This window comes from Limnobacter sp. (assembly GCF_036846585.1).
GTDB lineage: Bacteria > Pseudomonadota > Gammaproteobacteria > Burkholderiales > Burkholderiaceae_B > Limnobacter.
Genome location: NZ_DAIUBR010000039.1, coordinates 1 through 23188, shown reverse-complemented (window position 1 = coordinate 23188; position 23188 = coordinate 1). Strand labels below are relative to the sequence as shown.

26 protein-coding genes are annotated in these 23188 nt (G+C 54.2%); 20 read left to right on the top strand and 6 right to left on the bottom strand.

Translation table 11 applies throughout. The features are described 5' to 3' along the window. The 5 genes from V7028_RS13840 to V7028_RS13820 all read left to right on the top strand — a co-directional run. On the top strand, positions 1–1127 hold a 1127-nt coding region (locus tag V7028_RS13840), incomplete at its 5' end, for an aspartate ammonia-lyase (protein WP_334120671.1). A gap of 75 nt (positions 1128–1202) precedes the next feature. Further along, positions 1203–2102 (top strand): transporter substrate-binding domain-containing protein, encoded by a 900-nt coding sequence (locus V7028_RS13835; protein ID WP_334120670.1) that lies wholly within the window; start codon positions 1203–1205, stop codon positions 2100–2102. Positions 2103–2198: 96 nt separating this feature from the next. Continuing rightward, a complete protein-coding gene (locus V7028_RS13830) occupies positions 2199–2939 on the top strand; it encodes an amino acid ABC transporter permease (protein WP_334120669.1) in 741 nt (246 codons plus the stop codon). Further along, positions 2939–3625 carry an amino acid ABC transporter permease gene (locus V7028_RS13825; protein WP_334120668.1) on the top strand — a complete coding sequence of 229 codons (687 nt, stop codon included), beginning with the start codon at positions 2939–2941 and terminating at the stop codon, positions 3623–3625. Before V7028_RS13830 ends, V7028_RS13825 begins: the two co-directional genes overlap by 1 nt. A 12-nt stretch (positions 3626–3637) precedes the next feature. Next, positions 3638–4366: an amino acid ABC transporter ATP-binding protein gene (locus V7028_RS13820; protein WP_334120667.1), complete on the top strand. Its 729-nt coding sequence runs from the start codon at positions 3638–3640 to the stop codon at positions 4364–4366. Between the two features lie 108 nt (positions 4367–4474). Here the strand turns inward: V7028_RS13820 and V7028_RS13815 are convergent, their stop codons facing one another. Then, complete coding sequence (locus V7028_RS13815; RefSeq protein WP_334120666.1) at positions 4475–5281, bottom strand: glycosyltransferase family 2 protein; 807 nt, start codon at positions 5279–5281, stop codon at positions 4475–4477. A gap of 85 nt (positions 5282–5366) precedes the next feature. Between V7028_RS13815 and waaC the strand changes: the two genes are divergently transcribed. Then, positions 5367–6332: a lipopolysaccharide heptosyltransferase I gene (waaC, locus tag V7028_RS13810; RefSeq protein ID WP_334120665.1), complete on the top strand. Its 966-nt coding sequence runs from the start codon at positions 5367–5369 to the stop codon at positions 6330–6332. A 14-nt stretch (positions 6333–6346) separates the two neighbouring features. Beyond that, positions 6347–7663: a 3-deoxy-D-manno-octulosonic acid transferase gene (locus V7028_RS13805; RefSeq protein WP_334120664.1), complete on the top strand. Its 1317-nt coding sequence runs from the start codon at positions 6347–6349 to the stop codon at positions 7661–7663. On the opposite strand, the gene V7028_RS13800 is transcribed toward V7028_RS13805, so the two are convergent. From V7028_RS13800 to V7028_RS13790, 3 genes are read right to left on the bottom strand one after another with little or no spacing between them, the layout of a single operon-like run. Next, a complete protein-coding gene (locus V7028_RS13800; RefSeq protein WP_334120663.1) occupies positions 7641–9008 on the bottom strand; it encodes a TolC family outer membrane protein in 1368 nt (455 codons plus the stop codon). The two genes, V7028_RS13805 and V7028_RS13800, sit on opposite strands and share 23 nt — an antisense overlap. Positions 9009–9021: 13 nt before the next feature. Continuing rightward, the gene (locus V7028_RS13795) at positions 9022–9690 is read right to left on the bottom strand and encodes a protein-L-isoaspartate O-methyltransferase family protein (RefSeq protein WP_334120662.1); all 669 of its coding nucleotides are present in this window, start codon (positions 9688–9690) and stop codon (positions 9022–9024) included. A 48-nt stretch (positions 9691–9738) separates the two neighbouring features. After that, entirely contained in the window at positions 9739–10419 is a 681-nt protein-coding gene (locus V7028_RS13790) for a TetR/AcrR family transcriptional regulator (RefSeq protein WP_334120661.1), read from the bottom strand. 142 nt (positions 10420–10561) lie between these two features. Between V7028_RS13790 and V7028_RS13785 the strand changes: the two genes are divergently transcribed. Genes V7028_RS13785 through V7028_RS13745 form a run of 9 tightly spaced genes read left to right on the top strand, consistent with a single transcriptional unit; the run spans position 10562 to position 17686 of the window. Further along, entirely contained in the window at positions 10562–11482 is a 921-nt protein-coding gene (locus tag V7028_RS13785; RefSeq protein WP_334120660.1) for a branched-chain amino acid transaminase, read from the top strand. Positions 11483–11484: 2 nt separating this feature from the next. After that, on the top strand, positions 11485–11688 hold the full coding sequence (locus V7028_RS13780) for a zinc-finger domain-containing protein (protein WP_334120659.1): 204 nt from the start codon (positions 11485–11487) through the stop codon (positions 11686–11688). A gap of 27 nt (positions 11689–11715) precedes the next feature. Further along, positions 11716–12753, top strand: a complete 1038-nt coding sequence (gene waaF / locus V7028_RS13775; RefSeq protein ID WP_334120658.1) for a lipopolysaccharide heptosyltransferase II — start codon at positions 11716–11718, stop codon at positions 12751–12753. 36 nt (positions 12754–12789) lie between these two features. Then, positions 12790–13644 (top strand): formyltetrahydrofolate deformylase, encoded by an 855-nt coding sequence (gene purU, locus V7028_RS13770; RefSeq protein WP_334120657.1) that lies wholly within the window; start codon positions 12790–12792, stop codon positions 13642–13644. A gap of 41 nt (positions 13645–13685) precedes the next feature. After that, positions 13686–14141, top strand: a complete 456-nt coding sequence (locus V7028_RS13765) for a YybH family protein (protein ID WP_334120656.1) — start codon at positions 13686–13688, stop codon at positions 14139–14141. A gap of 15 nt (positions 14142–14156) precedes the next feature. After that, the gene (locus V7028_RS13760; RefSeq protein ID WP_334120655.1) at positions 14157–15143 is read left to right on the top strand and encodes a YheT family hydrolase; all 987 of its coding nucleotides are present in this window, start codon (positions 14157–14159) and stop codon (positions 15141–15143) included. Then, the gene (locus V7028_RS13755; RefSeq protein ID WP_334120654.1) at positions 15103–15762 is read left to right on the top strand and encodes a DUF2946 family protein; all 660 of its coding nucleotides are present in this window, start codon (positions 15103–15105) and stop codon (positions 15760–15762) included. The genes V7028_RS13760 and V7028_RS13755 overlap by 41 nt, the downstream gene beginning before the upstream one ends. After that, on the top strand, positions 15759–16883 hold the full coding sequence (locus V7028_RS13750; protein ID WP_334120653.1) for a S1C family serine protease: 1125 nt from the start codon (positions 15759–15761) through the stop codon (positions 16881–16883). The genes V7028_RS13755 and V7028_RS13750 overlap by 4 nt, the downstream gene beginning before the upstream one ends. After that, positions 16883–17686: a tRNA threonylcarbamoyladenosine dehydratase gene (locus V7028_RS13745; protein WP_334120652.1), complete on the top strand. Its 804-nt coding sequence runs from the start codon at positions 16883–16885 to the stop codon at positions 17684–17686. The genes V7028_RS13750 and V7028_RS13745 overlap by 1 nt, the downstream gene beginning before the upstream one ends. On the opposite strand, the gene msrA is transcribed toward V7028_RS13745, so the two are convergent. Further along, entirely contained in the window at positions 17676–18218 is a 543-nt protein-coding gene (gene msrA / locus V7028_RS13740) for a peptide-methionine (S)-S-oxide reductase MsrA (RefSeq protein WP_334120651.1), read from the bottom strand. The genes V7028_RS13745 and msrA overlap by 11 nt on opposite strands. Positions 18219–18353: 135 nt before the next feature. Between msrA and yajC the strand changes: the two genes are divergently transcribed. The 4 genes from yajC to V7028_RS13720 all read left to right on the top strand — a co-directional run bounded on the left by yajC (position 18354) and on the right by V7028_RS13720 (position 22539). Beyond that, positions 18354–18695, top strand: a complete 342-nt coding sequence (gene yajC / locus V7028_RS13735; RefSeq protein ID WP_334120650.1) for a preprotein translocase subunit YajC — start codon at positions 18354–18356, stop codon at positions 18693–18695. 9 nt (positions 18696–18704) lie between these two features. Further along, the gene (gene secD / locus V7028_RS13730; protein ID WP_334120649.1) at positions 18705–20597 is read left to right on the top strand and encodes a protein translocase subunit SecD; all 1893 of its coding nucleotides are present in this window, start codon (positions 18705–18707) and stop codon (positions 20595–20597) included. Between the two features lie 31 nt (positions 20598–20628). Continuing rightward, positions 20629–21582 carry a protein translocase subunit SecF gene (gene secF, locus V7028_RS13725; protein ID WP_334120648.1) on the top strand — a complete coding sequence of 318 codons (954 nt, stop codon included), beginning with the start codon at positions 20629–20631 and terminating at the stop codon, positions 21580–21582. A gap of 123 nt (positions 21583–21705) precedes the next feature. Continuing rightward, on the top strand, positions 21706–22539 hold the full coding sequence (locus tag V7028_RS13720) for a PilZ domain-containing protein (protein ID WP_334120647.1): 834 nt from the start codon (positions 21706–21708) through the stop codon (positions 22537–22539). Here the strand turns inward: V7028_RS13720 and V7028_RS13715 are convergent. Beyond that, positions 22536–23081, bottom strand: a complete 546-nt coding sequence (locus V7028_RS13715) for a type IV pilus modification PilV family protein (RefSeq protein ID WP_334120646.1) — start codon at positions 23079–23081, stop codon at positions 22536–22538. The two genes, V7028_RS13720 and V7028_RS13715, sit on opposite strands and share 4 nt — an antisense overlap. Positions 23082–23188 lie beyond the last annotated feature (107 nt).

Here is a 23188-nt window from a genome sequence, read left to right as displayed (position 1 = left end):
ATGTCATTCAAGGTGGCGCGGGTACATCCACCAACATGAACGCCAACGAGGTGATTGCCAACCGTGCCATTGAAATCATGGGCGGCAAAAAGGGCGATTACAAAATGGTGCATCCCATCGAGCATGTCAATGCCTCGCAAAGCACCAATGACGTGTATCCAACAGCTGTAAAAATTGGTTTGATCAACGCCATTTCCGGGCTGCTGGTCGCGATGGAAGAACTCAAAGAAGCCTTCGGCGAAAAGGCATTCGAATTCCGGAAAATATTGAAGATTGGCCGCACGCAGCTACAAGACGCCGTGCCCATGACCCTGGGGCAGGAATTTGCCACATTTTCAGTGATGCTGGGCGAAGACATGGCCCGCTTGCGCGAAGCCACCAGCTTGATATCCGAAATCAATCTGGGTGCCACAGCCATTGGCACCGGCATTAATACCGACCCCGAATACGCAGCGCGCGCGCGCCATTATCTGGAAGAAATTACACAGTTGGGTTTGGTCACTGCGGCAGATTTGGTGGAAGCCACACAAGACACAGGTTCGTTCGTACAGCTTTCAGGCGTGCTCAAGCGCGTTGCGGTGAAGTTGTCCAAAATGTGCAACGACCTGCGCTTGTTGTCGTCTGGTCCGCAAGCCGGTTTGAATGAAATCAACTTGCCGCCGCGTGCCGCCGGATCGTCGATCATGCCGGGCAAAGTAAACCCCGTTATTCCGGAAGTGGTGAACCAGGTCGCGTTTGAGGTGATCGGCAACGACATCACTGTGACCATGGCGGCTGAAGCTGGGCAACTGCAACTCAACGCATTTGAGCCCATCATTGCATGGAGTCTGTTCAAGAGTATTTACCACTTAACGGCCGCCTGTAAAACGCTGACCAAAAATTGCGTATTAGGGATTACCGCAAATGAGTCGCTTTTGCGTCAAAGGGTCGAGGAATCGGCCAGTTTGGCTACCTCACTGAACCCTTACATAGGCTATGATCAAGCATCTGAGATTGCAAAAACTGCATTGAAAACAGGCCGGAAAGTTTCCGAGCTCGTTCTCGAAAAAGGCTTACTGTCAGAGCAGCAGTTGAATGAAATACTCAGACCCGAGGTTCTCACCCGTCCCCGGAGAATAAAACTTTAATACCGCTGCGTGATGTTTGCGTTTCGGAGGGTGTGCGCACAGTTTGTGCTTAATTTTTTCATTCAAGGAGCAAAAATGAAAAGGAATTTATTCGCAGCGGCGTTGGCCGTGGCCAGTGTCGCCGCTATGCAGCCCGCGGTTGCCCAAGACCTTACGGGTACTTTGAAGAAAATCTCCGACACCAAAACAATCGTGGTCGGTTTCCGTGAGTCGTCTGTTCCATTTTCATACCTGGACAACAATCAAAAGCCGATTGGCTATCACATGGACATGTGTAACAAGGTTGTTGACGCGGTAAAAACCAAGTTGAAGATGCCCAACCTGAAGGTTGAGTTGCAGCCAGTCACTTCCGCCAACCGGATCCCCTTGCTGCAAAACGGCACTGTGGACATGGAATGTGGTTCGACCACGAACTCCGTGGCCCGCCAGGAACAGGTTTCATTTGCCAACAGCACCTTCATCACCAGCGTGAAAGTGGTTGTGAAGAAAAGCAGCGGCATCAAAAACCTGGCCGACCTTGATGGTCAGCCGATTGCCACCACATCCGGTACAACGTCTGTTCAGCTGATCAAGCAAAACGAGAAAGGCGCGAACATCAACTTCAAGGAAATTTACGGCAAAGACCACGCTGAAAGCTTCCTGTTGGTGGCCAATGACCGTGCCAAGGCTTTTGTAATGGACGACATCCTGATTGCTGGTCTGGTTGCCCAGAGCAAGAACCCAGATGAGTTCATGTTCCTGCCAGAAATTCTGCGCACAGAACCTTACGGCATCATGTTGCGCAAAGACGATCCCCAGTTCAAGTCACTGCTGGACGAAACAGTCAATGGCATGATCAAGTCGGGTGAAGCTGAAAAGTTGTACACCAAGTGGTTCATGAGCAATATCCCACCGAAGAATGTGAACCTGAATTTCCCGATGTCTCCTCTGTTGAAGGAAGCATTTGCAAATCCGAACGACAAGGGCGTTAAATAACACGTTTTAGTCAGTCACAGGCCGGCTGCGCGTTCGCACACGTAAGCCGGCCTTTTCCTTGTATTGGCCGAGATTATTGACTCGGGAGTATCCAAAATGAATAGCGACTTGAATTGGCTGTTGTTTTTCCAGCCGATCGTGGAAGGTGAAACACTGGTGTGGTGGGAAATGTTGTTTTCCGGCCTGCTGTGGACCCTTGCCACTGCCGCAGTTGCGGGTGTAATAGCCTTTACTGTGGGTTCCTTGATGGGTGTATTGCGCACCGCATCCAACAAACCTTTGGCCATGTTGGGCAATGTGTATGTTGAAATATTCCGCAATATCCCGCTGATTGTCCAGTTTTTTCTCTGGTACTTTGTGGTGCCGGAATTTATCCCAGCCCTGAAAGAATGGTCGATCGAACAAGACCCGACATTTGTCCAGTTTCTGGCTTCTGTAGTGTGTCTGGGTTTGTTCACCGCATCGCGTGTGGCCGAGCAGGTGAAGTCGGGTATTTTGTCCCTCTCGCGCGGCCAGCGTGCAGCGGGTTACGCATTGGGTCTGAGTGAGCCGCAAACTTACCGTTTCGTGCTGTTGCCCATGGCGTATCGAATCATTGTTCCCCCGATGACATCGGAAGCGATGAACCTGATAAAAAACACATCGGTGGCCTTGACCATTGGCCTGACGGAATTGACATTCCGTACCCGTGAAATGGGTGAAGTCACCTTCGCGTTTTTCGAGGCTTACATTGCCGCCACCATGTTGTACGTGATCGTGGCGATGTCGGTCAACCGGGTAATGGCCTTGATTGAACGGCGCACATCCGTGCCCGGTTTCATTGCGGGAGGCAAATAATGAATGATTTTGACTTCAGCGCAATCATGACGTCGCTGCCCTACCTGATGCAGGGTTTGGGCTACACCGCACAGCTAACTGTTGTGGCATGTTTGGGTGGTATTTTCTTTGGTACCCTGTTGGCTTTGGCACGCTTGTCGAGCATCAAGCCTTTGGCCATGATTGCTGCGGGTTATGTGAACCTGATGCGTTCCATTCCCCTGATTCTCGTGATTTTCTGGTTCTACTTTCTGGTACCAGTGGTTCTGCAGTCCGTCATGGGTTACGAGCGGCCGCCACAGGTGGGGCCAGATCGTTCGGCGTACATCACCTTCATCATGTTCGAAGCAGCGTTTTTCTGCGAGATCATGCGGGCAGGCATTCAAAGCATTTCAAGGGGGCAGGTTAGTGCGGCCCAGGCCTTGGGTTTGAATTATCGCCAGTCCATGTGGTTGATTATTTTGCCGCAGGCCTTCCGCAACATGCTGCCGGTCTTGTTGACCCAAACCATTATTTTGTTCCAGGACACATCCCTGGTGTACGTACTGTCTGTAACAGACTTCCTGGGTGCCGCGTCGAAAATTGCGCAGCGCGACAGTTCGCTGGTTGAGATGTACACCTTTGTGGCCCTGGTTTATCTGGCGATTTGCTTCAGCTTGTCAATGTTGGTCAAGGCGCTACAGAAGAAAACCCAAATCATTCGATAGCAGGAGAGCACTGTGATTGAAATCAATAAAGTAAGTAAGTGGTACGGCAGTTTCCAGGTGCTCACCAATTGCACAACTTCTGTCCAGAAAGGCGAAGTTGTGGTGGTGTGTGGTCCGTCAGGATCCGGCAAATCCACCTTGATCAAAACCGTGAATATGCTGGAGCCTTTTCAGGAAGGCACCATCACGGTTGATGGTATTTCCGTAGGTGCCAAGGGCACCGATTTGCCCAAGCTGCGTTCACGCGTGGGCATGGTGTTTCAGAACTTCGAGTTGTTTCCGCACCTTACCATTACCGAGAACCTGACCCTGGCACAAATCAAGGTCTTGGGTCGATCCAAGGAAGAGGCCATTGCCAAGGGCTTGGGCCTTTTGGATCGCGTGGGATTGAAGGCACAAGCGGCCAAGTTCCCGGGTCAATTGTCGGGTGGTCAGCAACAGCGCGTGGCCATCGCACGTGCCTTGTCGATGGACCCCATCTGCATGTTGTTTGATGAACCCACTTCTGCACTTGACCCTGAAATGGTCAATGAGGTGCTCGACGTGATGGTTGAGCTGGCCCAGGAAGGCATGACAATGATGTGCGTTACTCACGAAATGGGTTTTGCACGCAAAGTGGCCGATCGGGTTATTTTCATGGACCAGGGCAATATTGTTGAAGACTGCACCAAGGAAGACTTCTTTGGTACACCACGCTCCGAGCGTGCGCAGTTGTTCCTCTCGAAAATTCTGGGTCACTGATCCAGCATTCATTGCTGTCGGGGCATTTTTGCTCTGGCAGCATCTTCGCTTTGCTTGTGAAAAGCAAAGCATTCCCGCCCCGTTTACCTTGCCCACGCCGCACGCCTATCACCGCTCGCGCTTTTGCTGCATCAACTCCCGCGTCTTTGCGTATTTCATGAAGCTGTTAAAGCACCCGATCGCAATGTGCACCAGGCCGGGCCATCCGTCCAGAAAACCTTTGCGCACCACATAAAACTTGATGAACCGAACCACCGGTGACAATACCAGCTTTCCAGGCCCCGGCCATTTGCCGCGGGCAGCCAAAGTGTGCGCCTGTATGCTGGTGTAGCGGTTCTGTTTCAGCAAATAACTTTCCAGGCTTTCTGCCGATTCATGCAGCAAATCGCCTTGCAGTTTTTCAAAACGCGCGCCTGCGACTTTGCTTTCCACTTTCTCGTGAACCGCGTCGTTGCTCCAGTTGGCGTGTTGCCGGTTGAACAGGCGGCGAGAATAATCGGGGTAGCCTTCGCCGTGGCGAAGGTAACGGCCTAAAAAGAAGTTGCAGCGCGGCATGTCAAAGCCCACCACGTCTTTGGGTAACAGACCTTGCCCGGCTTGGGCTATCACGGCGCGTATGTTTTTCTCAAGTTCGGGGGTAATTCGTTCGTCAGCGTCCAGGCACAGCACCCAGCTGTTTTTGGCTTGTGCAACGGCAAACTGTTTCTGCCGGCCAAAGCCCAGCCAGCTTTGTTGTACCACGCGCGCGCCATATTGTTCAGCAATGGCCACGGTGTTGTCACTGCTGTTGGAGTCGACCACCACAAGCTCATCGCAAAAGCCGAGGCTTTCAAGTGCAGGTGCAAGCTGTTTTTCTGCGTTCAGGGTGATCAAGACTGCAGACAAAGCGATGGTGTTGTTGGCAGGGGTGTTCAAATTTATTGTTCCTTGGCTGACCCGGTTCAGAATGATTGCCCGCTTCTGCTTACAATGGTGCGGTTGCGACCAACTCAAGCGCTAGATGAAGCGTATCTTAATTGTTAAGACTACATCGATGGGCGATGTCATTCATGCCTTGCCGGTTTTGAATGACATTCATGTCCACAATCCAACCGTTCAAATTGACTGGATGGTGGAGGAACCGTTTGCAGACCTGGTGCGCGGCAACCGCCACGTGAATGAAGTGGTGTCTGTCAATGTGCGCCAATGGCGCAAGTTGGGCATTGGCCACACTTGGCGACAGTGGAAGCAATTGAAAGCGCAATTGGTTGACCGCGAATACGATGCGGTGATCGATCTTCAAGGTTTGCTCAAAAGCGCCTTGCTGGCCTGCGCGGCACGGGGCACGCGGATGGGTCCCGGTTTTTCGTATGCCAAGGAAGGGGTGGCCAGCCTGTTTTACCGCAAGCGTGCCGGATGGGATCCGCAAGCCCACGCCGTGGAGCGTCTTCGCGAATTGGCTGCAGACCTGCTGAATTATCGCCTGACCGGCAAACCGGTGTTCTATGACATCCACCCCCGGAAGGTGTTGACAGCTATCCCGCGGGGTACCGAGATCTGGTTTTTGCATGCCACTGCGCGCGATGAGAAAAAATGGCCTTTGGTGAAATGGCGTGAACTGGCGCACCGGTTTTCTGATCTGGGTTATGCGGTCAAGCTGCCTTGGGGTAGTGAAGCAGAACGCTTGCAGGCGCAGCGTATCGCCGATGGCATTGCACATGTTGAGGTGTTGCCTGGTATGCCTTTGGGGGCGTTGCGGATTCGAATGGAAGACGCAGGTTTGGTAATTGGTGTGGACACCGGTATAACGCATTTGGCCGCCGCGCATTATTTACCCATGGTCGCATTGTTTTTTGCTACCCCGGCCTGGCGTTTTGCGCCACGGTTTAACCCCCATGCCATCAGCCTGGGTGACGTGGGGCATGAACCTGCGGTGGGCGAGGTCTTTGAGGCGGCAACGCGTTTGCTGCGGGGTAACAAACTTTGAGTGCAGCGGGTCGATTGTTTTTGTGGCTTTACAGTGTTGTGTTGTTTCTGCTGCAGCCGGTGTTGGCTTTGTATTTGCTGAAACGAGGCATTCGCCAACCCGAATACCGGGTGGGCTGGGGGCAGCGTTTTTTGGCCAGGCTGCCAGAATTCGCGGTCGTGCCTGAAGGGCAGCAGCGCATTTGGGTTCATGCGGTGTCGGTTGGCGAAGCGCACGCCGTGTCGCCTTTGGTGCAACATTGGGCCAAGGTGTACTCTCGGCACGAGTGGGCAGTTTCCTGCACAACCCCCACGGGCATGGCCACATGTGAACAACTGTATGCGGGTTTGAATGGTGTGCGGTTTTTTTACCTTCCCTATGACTTGCCTTATCTGGTTGCACGCACGGTAAAGCAGGTGCAGGCGCAAGCGCTGTGGGTGGTTGAAACGGAATTGTGGCCTAACCTGCTGCTTGGTGCCGGCAAGGCGGGTGTTCATACCGCCTTGTTGAATGCGCGGGTTTCGCCCACCACCGGCAGGCGTTTGGTGCAATTCGGGTTTGTCAGCAAACCGGTGTTGCAAAGCCTGGGTACCTTGATCTGTCAAACCCGGGCCGATGCGGATGTATTCGAAAAGCTTGGCCGGCCAGTGAATGCTGTGTGTGGAAACTTGAAATTTGATGTGGCCCTGAAACCGGAGTTGACCACCTTGGGGCGAGCCTGGCGTGAAGCCACGCAGGCTGAGCAAATTGTGCTTTTCGCCAGCAGCCGGGAAGGTGAAGAGGTTTTGTTGTTGGATGCGCTGAACCGCTGTCAGTTTTTCAAGCGCATGCCCAAAGCAAGTGTGTGGGTGGTGCCCCGCCACCCACAGCGGTTTGACGAGGTATTTGAACAGATGGCCGATGCTGCAACGCGAATGGGTGTTGCGCGTCCTGTGCGTCGGAGTGCGTCATTCAATGCGGGCAGCAACATTGCGCTGGCCGGTTTTGGCCAGGCCCGTTTGGTGCTGGGCGATTCAATGGGCGAAATGCCAGCCTATTACAGCGTGGCCGATCTTGCTTTGTTGGGTGGTTCATGGTTGCCGTTTGGCGGGCAGAACCTGATAGAGGCATGTGCGTATGGCTGCCCGGTCTGGATGGGGCCCAACACATTCAACTTTGCGAAGGCTGCCGATGATGCCTTGGCTGCGGGCGCTGCCCGCCGGTTTGAACATTTGCTGGCGGCCTGCGAATACTACCTGACAGAATTTCAGGGCAATGAACAGGCCAGAAAAGCTGCCTTTGCCTATGCGCGCGGGCATCGCGGTGCTACGCAGCGCAGTTTTGATGTGCTTAATCGGTCAGCAGGCTGTTGATCTGCTGAAGGGCTGTGGCATCCAGTTGACCGGTCACGGCCTGCAATTCAAGCATGTTGATCAGGCTGGTGTATTTGGCTTTGGACAAGTCGCGTTGTACTGCATTGAATTGTTGTTGTGCATTCAGCACGTCGACATTGATCCGAATGCCCACATCGTAAGCCGTTTTATTGGACTGCAGGGCCAACTCGCTTGAAGCCACAGCGGTTTCAAGGGCCTTCACCTGGGCCAGGCCGGTTTGCACCTGCAGGAATGTTGCCTTGGCGGTTTGGGTGGCGTTTTGTTTGGCCTGGTCTACGTTATTCAATGCCTTTTCAAGCAACGCAGCCTGTTGGCGAACTTTGCTTTGGGTGGCACCGCCACTGAAAATGGGCAGGTTCATGACCAGACCGATCGTGGTGCTGTCCACACCGATGTCGAAGGGCCGCCCGTTGTTGCCATCGAATATTTGCTGTTCGCTTTCCACCACCTGTGCGGTCAGGTCGAGTGTGGGCAAGTGCCCGTAATGTGCTTTTTTGACTTCGCCTTTCGCAATCAGTTGGGACAACTGTGCCTGTTGGGCCAACACATTGTTGTGTCGTGCTTGCTCGGCCCACGCGTTGGGCGTGTTGGGGGTGGGGGCGCTTAGTTGTGTGGCTGGCGGCAGTGCTGCCAATTTGTCTACCGGTGAGCCCACGATGGTTTCCAGTTGCAGCAAGCGCACTGCCAATTGGTTTTCTGCCGCCAGTTCCTGGGCCACCACCAAATCATGGCGGGCCTGTGCTTCTTGCTGGTCGGTGATGGTGGCACTACCTACTTCGAAGCTGGCTTTTGCAAATGACAGTTGTTCTGCAATGGCTTGTTTTTGGTCGCGGAAATTTGCCAATTCGTCTTGAGCGGCAAGCAGGTCGAAATAGGCACGAGACAGCCGCAGGATCAAATCCTGCTCGGCCTGCCGAAAACTGAGTTTGGCAATTTCGCCGTTTAACTGGCTTTGTTTGTAGCTTTCCCAGGCTTGCGGTCGAAACAGGGCCTGGTTCAGCACCAGGCTGTAGGTGCCGGGGTTGCGGCTGGCGTCGATTGACATGCCAAATGCGTCGTAGGTGTTTTCCTGTTTCTCTATGCGGGCATTCAGGTTGATGTTGGGCAGCAGGGCTGCAAACGCCTGGTTTTTTGTTTCAAGGTCGGCTTTCAGTTGCGATGCGGCAGCAAGATAAGTGGAATCCCTTTGCTTGGCCATTTCATACAGCCCGGCAAGGTTTTGCGACAAGCCAAGTGTGTGAACCAGTGCAAGGCCAAGAAACACAAGCAGCCCCTTTAAGCCCGAAGAACCGTGTTGCAAGCTGGATCGATCGGGCTGAATCATGAAGCCATATTCCTCAGAATACGAATTCGTTGGCTTTTGGGGCGTTGTTCAACACCTTGGCCATGGTTTCGAACAATGGGGTGCTGATCAACTGGCTGTCTCGCGATTTTCGCGCCAGCACCAGTTGCATGGCAGGGGCTTGGCCCACAATGGCCATCAAGCGGCCAAGTGGATTCAGCGCTTCCAGCAGGCCTTTGGGCATGGTGGGGCTGGCGCCTGACAACACAATGGCGTCGAACTGGCCAAGGCTTGGGGCCAGTTCAAAGCCGCAGCCGTCTACCACTTTCACGCCGGTGATGTTGTTTTTCTTCAGATTGTTGCGTGCCATTTCCGCAATCGCCGGGTTGATTTCAATGGTAGTCACCTGCGCGCATTGCTGGGCCATCAGGGCGGCCATGTAACCGGTGCCGGCACCAATTTCCAGCACCTTGTCGTAATTGTTCAGTTCCAGTTCCTGTAGTACACGGGCTTCCATCTTGGGGCTGAACATGGTTTCGCCGGTGTCTTTGCCGTCCACGCGAATGGGCAGGTCGCAATCGGTGAAGGCGAGTTTTTCAAGCCCGGCGCTCACGAAGTTTTCACGTTTGACCACTTCAAGCAAATCGAGCACGGTCTGGTTCAACACGTTCCAGGGGCGGATTTGCTGTTCAATCATGTTGAAGCGGGCTTTTTCAAAGTCCATGAGGGTTCTCGCGTGGGGGGAATGGATAACTTGCCATTTTAGCAAATTTTACGCGTTCCGCACCGTGTGCCCGCCAACATGCCCCGCGCCGTGCTGTGGGCAGGTCAGGCCGTTCAATACCATTTGAATGTGGGCTTCGATATAACGCATGGGGTTGGTTTCAATGCCGCAGCAGTGGTCCATGGTTCGTTTCCACAAACCCAGTGTCACCAGCGGGGCGCACAGCACCTGCGCGGCGTACTGGGTGTCGATGTCGGAAAACTCGCCGCGGGAAATGCCGCGTTTCAACACGGACTCAAGGTAGTCCCACCAGGGGCGAACCACCTCTTCGTAGAAAAACCGGGCCAGTTCGGGAAAGGCATTGGCTTCAGAAAGCACTATTTTGGTGATGCTGCTCAGCTTTGTTGAGCCATATTTCAGCCACCACAGGTGAATGGCTTCGCGAATCAGGCTGGCTGAACTTTTGTCGGGTTCCAGCAGGCTTTTGGCTTCTTCCACGATCGGGGACACATGTTCCTTGACCACAGCTTTCAGAAGTTCTTCCTTGTTGGAGTAATACAGGTACACGGTGCCTTTGCTGACACCTGCGCTTTTGGCCACGTCTTCCAGCCGGGCACCTGCAAATCCCTTTTCGCTGAAAATGGACAGTGCGGCATCGAGTAGTTCTTGTGGGCGCTCTTGTTTTCTACGCGTCCAACGGGGTTGTGCATTCGCCAGACATTGCTTCATGGGTGTACATCTTTTTTTAGGGTGGTTGATTGCACTATAGTGGTTCATTCTTCACCGAGTCAACGTACCTTGCCCAATTCCGTGCTGGTTGGGTTGTAGAATATGTCGGTTTGGTAAATCCTGGAATTTCGGAGAATTCAGCATGTCAATGGCCGATCGCGATGGCTTCATTTGGTTTAACGGCAAACTTGTGCCGTGGCGTGAAGCGCAAGTTCACGTGCTTACCCACAGTTTGCACTATGGTTTGTCTGTGTTCGAAGGCGAACGTGCCTACAAAACCGACAATGGGCCTGCCATTTTCAGGCTGAAAGAGCACACGGACCGCTTGTTCAATTCGGCCCACATCTACCGCATGAACATGCCGTACACCCGTGAGCAGATCATGGAAGCGTGCTGCGAAGTGGTGCGCGCCAACAATCTGGATTCCTGTTATATCCGCCCAATCGCTTTTTACGGCTCTGAAAAAATGGGTGTGTCACCCAAGGGTGCAGCCACCCATGTGGCCATTGCGGCCTGGCCGTGGGGGGCTTACCTGGGAGAGGAAGGTTTGCAAAAGGGCATTCGGGTAAAAACATCGTCATATGCCCGCCACCACGTGAACGTGACCATGGCGCGCGCCAAGTTTGCGGCTACCTATGCCAACTCCATTCTGGCCAACACCGAAGCGCTTCAAGACGGTTACGATGAAGCCCTGTTACTGGACGTGGACGGTTTTGTGGCCGAAGGTGCAGGCGAAAACGTGTTCATTGTCAAAGACGGCTGCATTTACGAACCCGAAATTGCATCGGCTTTGGTGGGCATTACCCGTTCAACCATTATTTCCCTGGCCCGTGAAATGGGCCTGGAAGTGAAAAGCAAGCGCCTGACGCGCGATGACATTTACATCGCCGACGAATGCTTCTTCACCGGCACTGCGGCCGAAGTAACGCCGGTTCGTGAGCTGGACAACCGCATGATCGGTGCGGGTTCGCGTGGCCCGATTACCGAAGAATTACAGAAGCGCTATTTCGATGTGGTGTATGGTCGAAACAGTAAATATGAACACTGGTTGACCCGAGTGTAATCATGATCAGCGATAAAAAAGCAAAACACGAAACGGTTCAGCTTGATGGCGACCAATTGCCTGCGTTTTGTCCCAACCCGGCCATGCCGGTTTGGAACACGCACCCCAAGGTGTATCTGGACGTCAGCAAAACGGGCAAGGCCGCTTGCCCATACTGCGGTACTGTGTATGCCTTGAAGCCTGGTGCGAAGGTGCACGCGCATTGATGCAGCCCCGGCTGTGAAGGTGTCGGCATGAAAATATTGATTGTCGCTCCGAACTGGATTGGCGATGCGGTCATGAGCCTGTCGCTGATTCAAGCCCTTCATCAGGACAGCACGCTGTGTGGGGCCGATGGCAAACCCTGCGAAATTCATGTGTTGGCCCCACCGGTTACTGCGCCTGTTTATCAGTTCAGCGATGCGGTGCGCGCCGTGCAGGTAGAGCCCTTTGCCCATGGCAAATTGCAGTGGGGTTTGCGGCGACAAGTGGGCGCCTTGCTGGCAGAGCGTGCTTTTGATACGGCCTTGGTGTTGCCCAACTCCCTGAAGTCGGCGCTTGTCCCCTGGTTTGCGCGCATTCCAAAACGTGTGGGTTACAGCGGTGAATTGCGCACCGCAGTGCTAACGCATACTTTGCCCAAGCCTGACAAAAAAGCCAAGCCACCCATGATTCAGTGGTATGGCAATTTGGGTGGTTTCGATGCGGCTGCCTTGCAGAACCCGATGCTGAATGTGGCGGCCGGTCTTCGGCAGGCGGCATGCGCTGAATTCCAACTGCCCCCCGGTTTTCTGGCCTTGGCCCCCGGTGCGGAATTCGGGCCTGCCAAGCGTTGGCCCGCTTCACATTTTGCGCACGTGGCAACCGAGTTCCTGATTCAAAACCCGATTCAAAATGTGGTGTTGTTTGGTGGCCCCAAAGACCAGGCTTTCTGTGGCGAGATTGTCAGCCTGTTGTCACTGGACTTGCAGCCACGCGCCCAAAGTCTGGCCGGCAAAACCAGTTTGGCGCAGGCGGTGGCCTTGATGTCGGCTGCAAACCAGTTGGTGACCAATGATTCGGGGCTGATGCATGTTGCCGCTGCGCTGAATGTGCAGGTGCACGCCGTGTTTGGTTCCAGCAGCCCGCACCATACACCGCCGTTGAACGCCAAAGCCAAAGTGTATTACCTGAACCTGGAGTGCAGCCCGTGTTTTCAGCGCGAATGCCCGCTGGGGCATACGGATTGCCTGAAAAAGCTGGACCCGAAAATGGTGGTTGATCAGTTGGGGCCTGCTTCCCAGGGAGTATGATCTTACAAACCCACAACAACGCAATCTGGCCTTACCATGCGTGATTACATTCTGACCATTTCCTGCCCCGACACCACGGGCATTGTGTACAGTGTCAGCAAATTTTTGTTTGACCAGCAATGCAATATTCTGGATTCCGCCCAGTTTGGCGATGAATCCACGAACCTGTTTTTTCTGCGTGTTCACTTTTCCTTGCCTGTTGACTGCAAGTTGACTGAAGTCGACTTGCAGGAAGGTTTTGCGTCCGTTGCCGCCCCATTTGGTATGAAGTACCAGTTTTTCGATGCCCACGTGAAGCCGCGCGTGCTGTTGATGGTGTCCAAATTCGGGCATTGCCTGAACGACCTGTTGTTTCGCTGGAAAAGTGGTCAATTGCCGTGCGAAATTCCGGCCATTGTATCGAACCACCAGGACTATGCTTTGCTGGCGGCCTCGTACGGTGTGCCGTTTTATCACCTGCCTGTGCGGGGTGACGCCAAGGAGTTGCAGGAAACACAGATTCGCCAAATCATTGAACGCGAGAAAATCGATCTGATGGTGCTGGCGCGGTACATGCAAATTTTGTCGCCCGATTTGTGCCGCGACATGCTGGGCCGGGTTATTAATATTCATCACAGTTTCCTGCCCAGTTTCAAAGGCGCAAAGCCTTACCAGCAGGCCTTTGACAGGGGGGTTAAACTGATTGGTGCCACGGCGCACTACGTCACTTCGGATCTGGATGAAGGCCCGATCATTGAACAGGACGTGGCCCGTGTTGACCACTCCTTGACCCCGGAAGAACTGACCGCCCGCGGCCGCGACACCGAATGCATGGTGCTGGCGCGTGCGGTGAAATGGCATTGCGAACACCGGGTTGTCCTGAATGGCCACAAAACGGTGGTGTTTCAGTGAGCCCCATTCAAATCACCTTGATACCTGTTGGAGTGCGTTGAATGTCCCGATCAAAAGTCATCCATTCTTCACCCCAAGACATTGAGCAAGCCTTCTATGAGGCGCTTGAGGCCGCCGATCTGGAAGCCCTGATGGACCTGTGGGCAGACGACGAGCACGTGGTGTGCATTCACCCCGGTGGCCCGCGTGTTGAGGGGTACCACGATGTACGTGATTCGTGGAAAGAAATTCTTTCAGCGGGTGCCTTGCAAATTCGCGTGGTGCCGGTGCACCGCGTGGAGGGTGTCATGGTGTCGGTTCACAACATTGTTGAACAGGTCATCATGAGCAGTTCCCGGGGCGAGCCCCATGTGGTGCAGGTCAACGCGACCAATGTGTATCACAAAGGCCCGAACGGCTGGAAAATCGTGATGCATCACGCAAGCCCCGCCATGGATTCCGAAGAGCTGGTTGAAGACGACCTGTCCGAATTCGACCCGCAGCCCACGCTGCATTAAAGGGTTTGAAACGGCATGGTATATCGTCCACCCTGGTGGCTTCCTGACGGCCATTCGCAAACCATTCTGGCTGCCCGTTGGGCGGTCAAGCCCAGCGTGCATTATCATCGCATGCGCTGGACCACCCCGGATGAAGATTTCATCGACCTTGATTTCACCGAGCCGCCTGAAAGCGCAGCGAAGCACCGTGCCCTGTGGGTGCTGTTTCACGGGCTGGAGGGTTGTTCGCGCAGCCATTACAGCCTGGCCGTGATGAATCAGGCCCGCTTGGCGGGGGCTTTGGGTGTGGTTGTGCACTTCCGGGGGTGTTCGGGCGAAAATAACCTGAAACCGCGTGCCTACCATTCAGGCGATTCGGCTGAAATGGACTGGATTCTGCGCCGCTTGCGCACCACGTTTCCTGTCGTGGAGCACCTGCATGTCACAGGTGTTTCACTGGGTGGCAACGTGCTGCTGAAATGGCTTGGTGAGCAGGAAGGCGATGCCCGGCAAGTGGTTTCTTCGGCGGTGTCAGTCAGCGCGCCGGTGGACTTGCTGGCGGGTGCCCATTCACTGGCCAGGGGTTTTAATCTGCTGTACACCCGCATGTTTTTGGGCACGCTGATTCCGAAGTCGATTGACAAGATCAAGCGCTTTCCAGAATTGGGAAAGGTGGATGACGTCGCCAGTTGTAAAGACTTTTTTGATTTCGATAACCGTGTAACCGCGCCCTGGCACGGCTTTCGGGATGCCGAACATTATTACGCGGTGTCATCGGCCAAGCCGTTGCTGAAAAACATTGCGCTGCCAACCTTGATGATTCACGCCAAAAATGACCCCTTCATGAGCGGGCAGCATTTGCCCTCGGCTGGCGAGGTTTCGGGGCAGGTAACTTGCCTGTTCACCGAGCACGGTGGTCATGTGGGCTTTGCCAATGGGCGCAGTTTGCGTTTGGGGCTGGACTGGCTGCCCAAGCAGTGCGATGCTTTCTTTGCGCAACACCCTGGAGCAAGCCGTGGATGATCTGGTTGAAAAGGCCTTGGCGCGTTGGCCCAATGTGCCCGCCATTTCGGGTTGGCTGAAGTTGAACACGCAAGGTGACTGGTTGCTCACCGGCCCGGTGCAGGAAGGGTTAACGATTAGCCACCCGCGCATTTTGAACTTCATGGCGCGTAATTACGGTTGCGAGCCCGATGGGCGGTATTACTTCCAGAATGGCCCCCAGAAAGCTTATGTGCATTTGGCGTATACGCCTTGGGTGTACCGCATTCACCCCTTGGCGCAGGGTGATTTGATGCTGAGTACCCACACCGGCCTGATTGACTGGCCGCTGGCGATTTTCCAAGACGAGCAGGGCAGAGTGCTGATACAGGGCGAGCACGGCATTGGCCTGTTGCACAGCAATGACATGGAGTTGCTGGCGGCCGGTTTGCAGGAAGCCGAAGGTGCTTTGGTGCACCGTGCAGGCTGGGCAGTGCCGGCGGAAGACCCGGATGCCCTGATTGCCGCCCGCACCACACTGCGTCGCGTGGCAGGCACGTCCACCGGGCGCAGGGACTGTTCGTTTACGGTACACCCCATTCATTCTGCCGATGTGGCAGAACGGTTCAAATTTGACCCAAACCCGGAAGTAGACGAGTGAAACCAATCCTGAAACAGCGGGGGGCGTCGGCCACCGCATTGCTTGCGTTTGTGTTGTTCGTGGCCTTGTTGTATGTGCTTTACAACCAGTCCAGCATCGACGGTTTTTTCACCAGCCGCCCTGAGAACGTGACCCCGCGTGTTGTGGAAGCCCGTGGCGATTTGTCGGCAGGTGAAAAAAGCGTGGTGGAACTGTTTGACGTGTCCAAGGGTTCCGTCGCCTATATTTTTACTGAAAGTGTGCAAGGACAATTGTTTTTCCGGCGCGTGGCCGAAGGAACGGGTTCGGGGTTTATTTGGGATGATGCGGGCCACATTGTGACCAACGCGCACGTGGTGCAAGGTGCAAATCGCATTCGCGTGCAACTCGACGATGCCGAGGAGCCGTTGCCAGCGCGTTTGGTGGGCATTGCACCGTCTTATGATCTGGCGGTAATACGTTTGGTGAGCAAACCGGCCAACATTCGGCCCATCCCCGTGGGTACATCAGGCGACCTCATGGTGGGCCAGTCGGTGTTTGCCATTGGCAACCCCTTTGGTTTGTCCAAAACCCTGACTGCGGGCATTGTGAGTGCCTTGGGGCGCACCCTGCCGGTCAGCAACGGGCGGGAAATTCCCGACGTGATTCAAACCGATGCAGCCATCAACCCCGGCAATTCGGGCGGCCCACTTCTGGATTCTGCGGGGCGATTGATCGGTGTGAACACAGCCATTTTGTCGCAAAGCGGCACATCGGCAGGGGTGGGGTTTGCCATTCCGGTTGATCTGGTCAATGAAATTGTTCCTCAGTTGATTGAGCGTGGCACCTTGCCCCGGCCTGGCATTGGCATTGCCGTGGCCGATGAAGCCCTGGCACGGCGTTTGGGTATTCGTGGCATTGCTGTCATGGGGGTGGAGCCAGAATCCCCGGCAGCCAAGGCGGGCCTCAAGCCATTCGACCTGTCGGCCGGTGTGGTGGGCGACATCATTATTGCCGTGGATCGCAAGCCGGTGGCCAATGTATTGCAACTGTCCAAGGCGCTGGAGAGCATTGGCGTAGGGGGCACTGCGAATTTGCTGGTGATGCGGGGCGACGAAACGCGCGAAGTGGCCGTGCTGGTTGTGGACCTGGAAGTGCGTTGATGAACAACAGTTCAGATCAGGCTGATTTGGCCCGTCGCTTTGGTGGGCTCGACCGATTGTACGGCGAGGGCGCGCACCGGTTTTTGAATCAAGATGTACACGCCATGGTGGTGGGCGTGGGGGGCGTGGGTTCCTGGGCTGCCGAGGCCCTGGCCCGAAGCGGGGTGGGGCGTATTACGCTGCTTGATCTGGACCATGTGGCAGAAAGCAATATCAACCGACAAATTCAGGCATGCGATTTCACCTTGGGGCAGGAAAAAATCAAGGCACTGGCGGCGCACATTCACGGCTACTTCCCCAGTTGCGAGATTACTTTGATTGATGCCTTTCTGGAACCCGACAATGCACAGGAACTGCTGACCCGGTTTTCCGTTGCAGGTGGCGGGCACAAGGTGTTGCTGGACTGTTGTGACAACGTGCGGGCCAAGGTGGCCATGGCGCATTGGGCCAGGCGTTTGGGCATTGCAGTGGTGCTGTCGGGCAGTGCGGGTGGAAAAAGCAAACCCTGGCTGGTGCAGCCTGCCGATTTGCGCGACACCACCAATGACCCCTTGCTGGCGAAGGTGCGTTACACCCTGCGCCGGGAGCATGGCTATGCCAAAGACCCCAAGAAAAAGCTGGGTGTTGCGGTGTTTTATTCATCAGAGCAAGTGACCCGCAGCGACATGTGCGAGCCAGCGGCCGGGCTGAACTGCGCCGGTTACGGTTCGGTGGTTGCTGTAACCGCCACCATGGGGATGCAAATGGCTGCATGGGCCATTTCGCATTGCATCGCCAAACGTGCACCGAAACCTAGCGTTTGAACAGGTCGCCGAACAGGTCTTCTGCCTTCTCTACCTTGGGGGCCACCACGTAGGCACAGTAGGGCTGCATGGGGTTGTTCTCAAAGTATTCCTGGTGGTGTTTCTCGGCTGGAAAATAATTCAAAAGTGGTGAAATTTCCGTCACCACCTTGTCGCGAAATATTTTTCGTTTTGCCAGGTCGTCCACAAAAGCAAGCGCAGTGTCATGTTGTTCCGGTGTGTGAAAGAAAATGACTGAGCGGTATTGTGTACCGATGTCGTTGCCTTGCCGGTTTGGCGTGGTGGGGTCGTGTATCGCGAAAAACACGGCCAAAATTTTGCGAAAGGAAATAATTTCCGGATCATAGTGCAGGCGTATTACTTCGGCATGCCCGGTTTTTCCCCCGCACACCTTGTCGTAATTCGGGGCGGGGTCGGAACCACCGCTGTAACCCGATTCGCAAAGCACAATGCCTTTCAGTTGGTTGAACACAGCTTCGGTGCACCAGAAACAACCCCCACCCAGGGTTGCCTGTTCAATATTGCTCGACATAGATCAAAGCCTATTTTTATTGTTCCCACAATCGCTAAGTGAAACGGTAAGTGGAACCCAAGTCAAGCCTTTTGGTCTGAATTTTAGGACTCAGGCGTTGTATACTCGGCGCGAACCCATCACAACTTTAAGGAGATGACAGTGATTTCATCCGCGTTTGCGCAATCCGCAGCCGCTGGCCCGGAAAGCGGCCTTTTGAGTTTCTTGCCCCTCATTTTGATGTTCGGTGTACTTTACTTTTTGGCGATTCGTCCCCAAATGAAGCGCCAGAAAGAACACAAGGCCATGGTGGAAGCCCTTCAGAAAGGCGATGAAGTAATTGCTTCGGGTGGTTTGCTGGGAAAAATCAGCAAAATCAACGAATCGTACATCACGCTGGAAGTGGCTGAAATGGCTGACAAGCCTGTTGAAGTGGTTGTACAGCGCGCTGCTGTTCAAAGCCTGCTGCCCCGCGGCACCCTGAAAGAAACTCGTTAATTTGCCGTCATGAATCGATACCCTGTCTGGAAGTACCTGTTGATCGCCGTTGTGTTGGTGCTGGGGGTGTTGTACACCTTGCCCAATTTTTACGGCGAAGCGCCCGCAGTGCAAGTTTCAAGTGGCAAGTCCACGATGAAATTGTCGCCCGAACTGGCGGACTCTTTGTCTGGCCAGCTGCAAGGGCAGGGAATTCAGCCCGACGGGGTATTTTTCGAGGAAACTCTGGGCGGTGGTACAGTGAAGTTGCGCTTTAATAGTTCTGATGAGCAATTGAAAGCGCGCGACTTCCTGCAAGGCAGGCTGAATCCGGATGAGAGTGATCCGGATTACATCGTGGCACTGAACCTGTTGTCACGGTCACCTGACTGGCTGACCAGCATCAATGCCTTGCCCATGTACTTGGGGCTTGATTTGCGTGGTGGTGTGCACTTCCTGCTTCAAGTTGACATGGACGCTGCGCTGGACAAGCGCAAAGACGCATTGCTGGCCAGCGCCAAGCAAAACCTGCGTGAAGAAGACCTGCGTTACGCCAGTGCTGCGCGCACGCCTGCCGGTTTTACCATGACATTCCGCGATGCGGATACCCGTGCCAAAGCGCAAGCCGCACTGGGCAATGATTCCCCCGATTTGCAATTGCAGGCAGTTGAGGACAGCACCGGTTTTGCACTGACCGCAGGCATTGCGCCGCAGATCGAGCAGCAGGCCCGTGAATACGCGCTGCGCCAGAACATCACAACCCTGCACAACAGGATCAATGAATTGGGTGTTGCGGAACCCGTCATTCAGCGCCAAGGCGCAGACCGCATTGTGGTTCAGCTACCCGGCGTGCAAGACACGGCCAAAGCCAAAGACATTCTGGGCCGCACCGCCACGCTGGAAGTGCGTATGGTGGACGACAGTCCGGAAGCTCAATCTGCACTGGCCAGTGGCATTGTGCCGTTTGGGCTTGAGCGTTTCACAGAGCGCGGCGGGCGCGATCTGTTGTTGAAGTCAGAGGTCATTCTGACGGGCGACAACCTGACCGATGCACAGGCCGGGTTCGACAATCAAACCCAGGAACCTGCGGTGCACCTGTCGCTTGACAGCCAGGGTTCACGAATTTTCAGAAACATCACAGCCGAAAGCATTGGCAAGCGCATGGCGATTTTGCTGATTGAAAAAGGCAAGGGCGAGGTCATTACCGCGCCAGTGATTCGCGGCGAAATTGGTGGAGGCCGGGTGCAAATTTCCGGCAGCATGAATACGGTAGAGTCTGCTGACCTTGCGCTGTTGCTGCGCGCTGGTTCGCTGGCTGCGCCCATGGACATCATTGAGGAGCGCACAATCGGCCCAAGCCTGGGTGCAGACAACATTGAGAAAGGCCTTAGCTCTACACTGTATGGCTTCATTGCGCTGGGCATTTTCATGATGGCGTATTACCTGCTTTTTGGTGTGTTTTCGGTGTTTGCACTGGCCGTGAACGTGTTGTTGCTGTTTGCGCTGTTGTCGGTGTTGCAGGCCACCTTGACCCTTCCCGGTTTGGCCGCTGTGGCGCTTACCCTGGGTATGGCGATTGATGCCAACGTGCTGATCAACGAGCGTATTCGGGAAGAGCTGCGCGACGGTGCACAACCGCAGCAGGCCATTGCCGCCGGGTACGAGCGTGCATGGGCCACCATTCTTGATTCCAACATTACAACATTGATTGCCGGTTTGGCCTTGTTGGTGTTTGGTTCAGGCCCCGTGCGCGGTTTCGCAGTGGTGCACTGTCTGGGTATTCTCACCTCGATTTTCAGCGCAGTCGTTGTGTCGCGTGGTGTGGTCAACCTGTGGTATGGCAGCAAGAAGAAACTTGAATCTGTGAGCATTGGGCAAATTTGGCGCCCGGATGGTGATGCAGCCATTGCCAAAAAAGCCTGATCACCAACCGAACTGAGTGAATTAAAAGCACATGGAACTATTCAGAATTAGAAACGACATTCCGTTCATGCGGCATGCCAAAATTTTCAACATCATTTCCTTCCTTACCTTTGCGGCGGCGGTGTTTTTCCTGTCGACCAAAGGTTTGAACCTCAGTGTAGAGTTCACGGGTGGTGTGTTGGTCGAGGCCCGTTATTCCCAAGCCGCAGAGCTGGAAAAAATTCGCGAAGGTTTGCGTGCAACGGGCATTGATGAACCGCAGGTTCAGAACTTCGGAACAGCGCGGGATGTGCTGGTGCGCCTGGCGGTGAAAGACTTGCAGTCGGGTGTGTTGGGTTCGCAAGGCAAACTGAACCAGCAGGCGATGACAGACCGGGTGTTGAGCCTGGGTGGCCCCGATGTTCAACTGATGCGCGTTGAATTTGTTGGCCCACAGGTGGGGCGAGAGCTGGCTGAAAACGGTGTAATTGCCTTGTTGGTTGTTATCAGTGGCATCATGATTTACCTGGCCTTGCGTTTTGAATGGAAATTCGCGGTGTCAGCGATTGTGGCCAACCTGCACGACGTGGTCATTATTCTCGGTTTCTTCGCGTTTTTTGGTTGGGAGTTCTCCCTGTCCGTGCTTGCCGCTGTGCTGGCTGTGCTGGGCTATTCCGTGAATGAATCGGTGGTGGTGTTTGACCGCATTCGAGAAACATTCAAGAAAGTCAGGAAAATGACCGTTTCGGAGACCATCGACAACGCGATTACCCGCACGATTTCCCGAACCATCATTACCCATGGATCCACCCAGATCATGGTGTGTTCCATGTTGTTTTTCGGTGGCCCTACTTTGCATGGTTTTGCCCTGGCTTTGACCATTGGTATTTTGTTTGGTATTTATTCATCTGTGTTGGTTGCCAGTCCCATGCTGATGTGGATGGGACTGACCCGCGAAGATCTGGTTAAACCTGTGAAGAAAGACAAAGAATTCGAAACCCCTTAAACCCGGTTCAGTGAGTGAGGCAGCGTGGACAATTCCAAAGACCTTTCGCCACTGGCCAAAGGCGATATTGAAATAGGCAAGGCGCTGCCATTCGCGATTTTTGATCGAAGTGGTGTACTGCTGTTGGCGGAAGGTCAAGCTGTAAACAGTCAGAAGCAGCTTGATGAGCTGGCCGCCAAAGGCTTGTACCACAATCCTCGTTGGTCTTCGGCCTTCGTGATCCAGCCAGGCAAACCGCAGGTCGACTCCACGGCTTTACCCAGAATATTGCCCACCAAGCAGACATTTGAAGATCCGTTTGAAACGGGTAGTCAACTCAAAATGTTTGTGCCCGGTCAGGCGAAAGATCCATTCCACGTGCGATTAATTGGCAGTATTCCTCAAGCGGCAGTGTTGGTGACACACCCGATGCGCGATGGAAAATGTGTGTTTTCCAAAGAGGGACAAGTGTGGGAGTTTCAGGCCACCTATGGTCTTTCTATCTTCCGTTTCAGTTCGATGATTGAAAAGGTGTTGCTGTCGCCGCATCCGCTGTTGGTGTTGTCTTGGCCCCATGAAACACATTTGGAGTCACAGGCTATTCGACGAGCGAAGCGTGTGGCTTGTGATCTTCCTGCCACTATTCGATTGAATTCAGGACTGCCAGGCTCAGCCGAGCCGATTACTGCAGTGATAGACAACGTTTCTACAGGCGGTTTGGAACTGCTTTTTTCCAAGGAAGTTACGCTAAAAATTGGTCAAACCATGTTGGTAGCTTTCCAGGTTGTTCTGGATGACAGGAAATACTTGATCGAGTGCAATGCAGAGGTTGTGTCGAAGTCAAAGGATGTCGGGCAGTCCTCTGCGTATGGTTTGGCTTTGAAGTCGCTCAGTAATGATCAATTCGCGGTGATTCACGCGTTCGTGAGCGACAGGTTGATCCATCGTTTGGGCCCCCAGCTATTTACCAAATCTTAAAGTGGGCTGACCAAGGTATGCACACTGACACTTTCGGTTTGATTTCTCCTCGTGTGGGCATCGATCCATCTGACTTCAATGTGGACCCACATTCCATTTGTTTGCGTGCTTTGGCTTGGTAGAGGCGTGATTTTGACACATGAAGCGGCCCCCTGTGCCCATACCCGGGGCAGGGTAGAACCGTTTAGGTCAATCGCGTTATTGGGCGCGTTCAATGCCTGTGGCCCGTTGTTGGCACACTCGTAGCCCCTTGCACGCGCAAAGCCGTTGAGGTGATTCACAAGCGCTCCTGAAAACTGCTGAATGCGAGAAACAATTTGCCCGCGCGGCGTGTCTCTGTCCAGATCCGAAATGTTGGCCAGCAGCACGTTGCCAATCTCCGCAACTTGCGTTGCGGCGATTGAACGCACATGGGTCGAGTTTTTGGCGCCGAAGTTGGCAGTCCAGTTTTTGGCATACAACACCACGCCAATTGACAGCACCAAAATGGCAATCAAGGCATCGATTAATGAAAATCCGCTTTTTCTAGAATCCAACTTCATCTTTGCCTTTCGATTTGGGTGGCGGTGGTTTCGACTCTTTCTTTGGTTTTGGCTCAGGCTCAGGTTTTGGCTCAGGTTTTGGCTCAGGTTTTGGCTCAGGTTTTGGC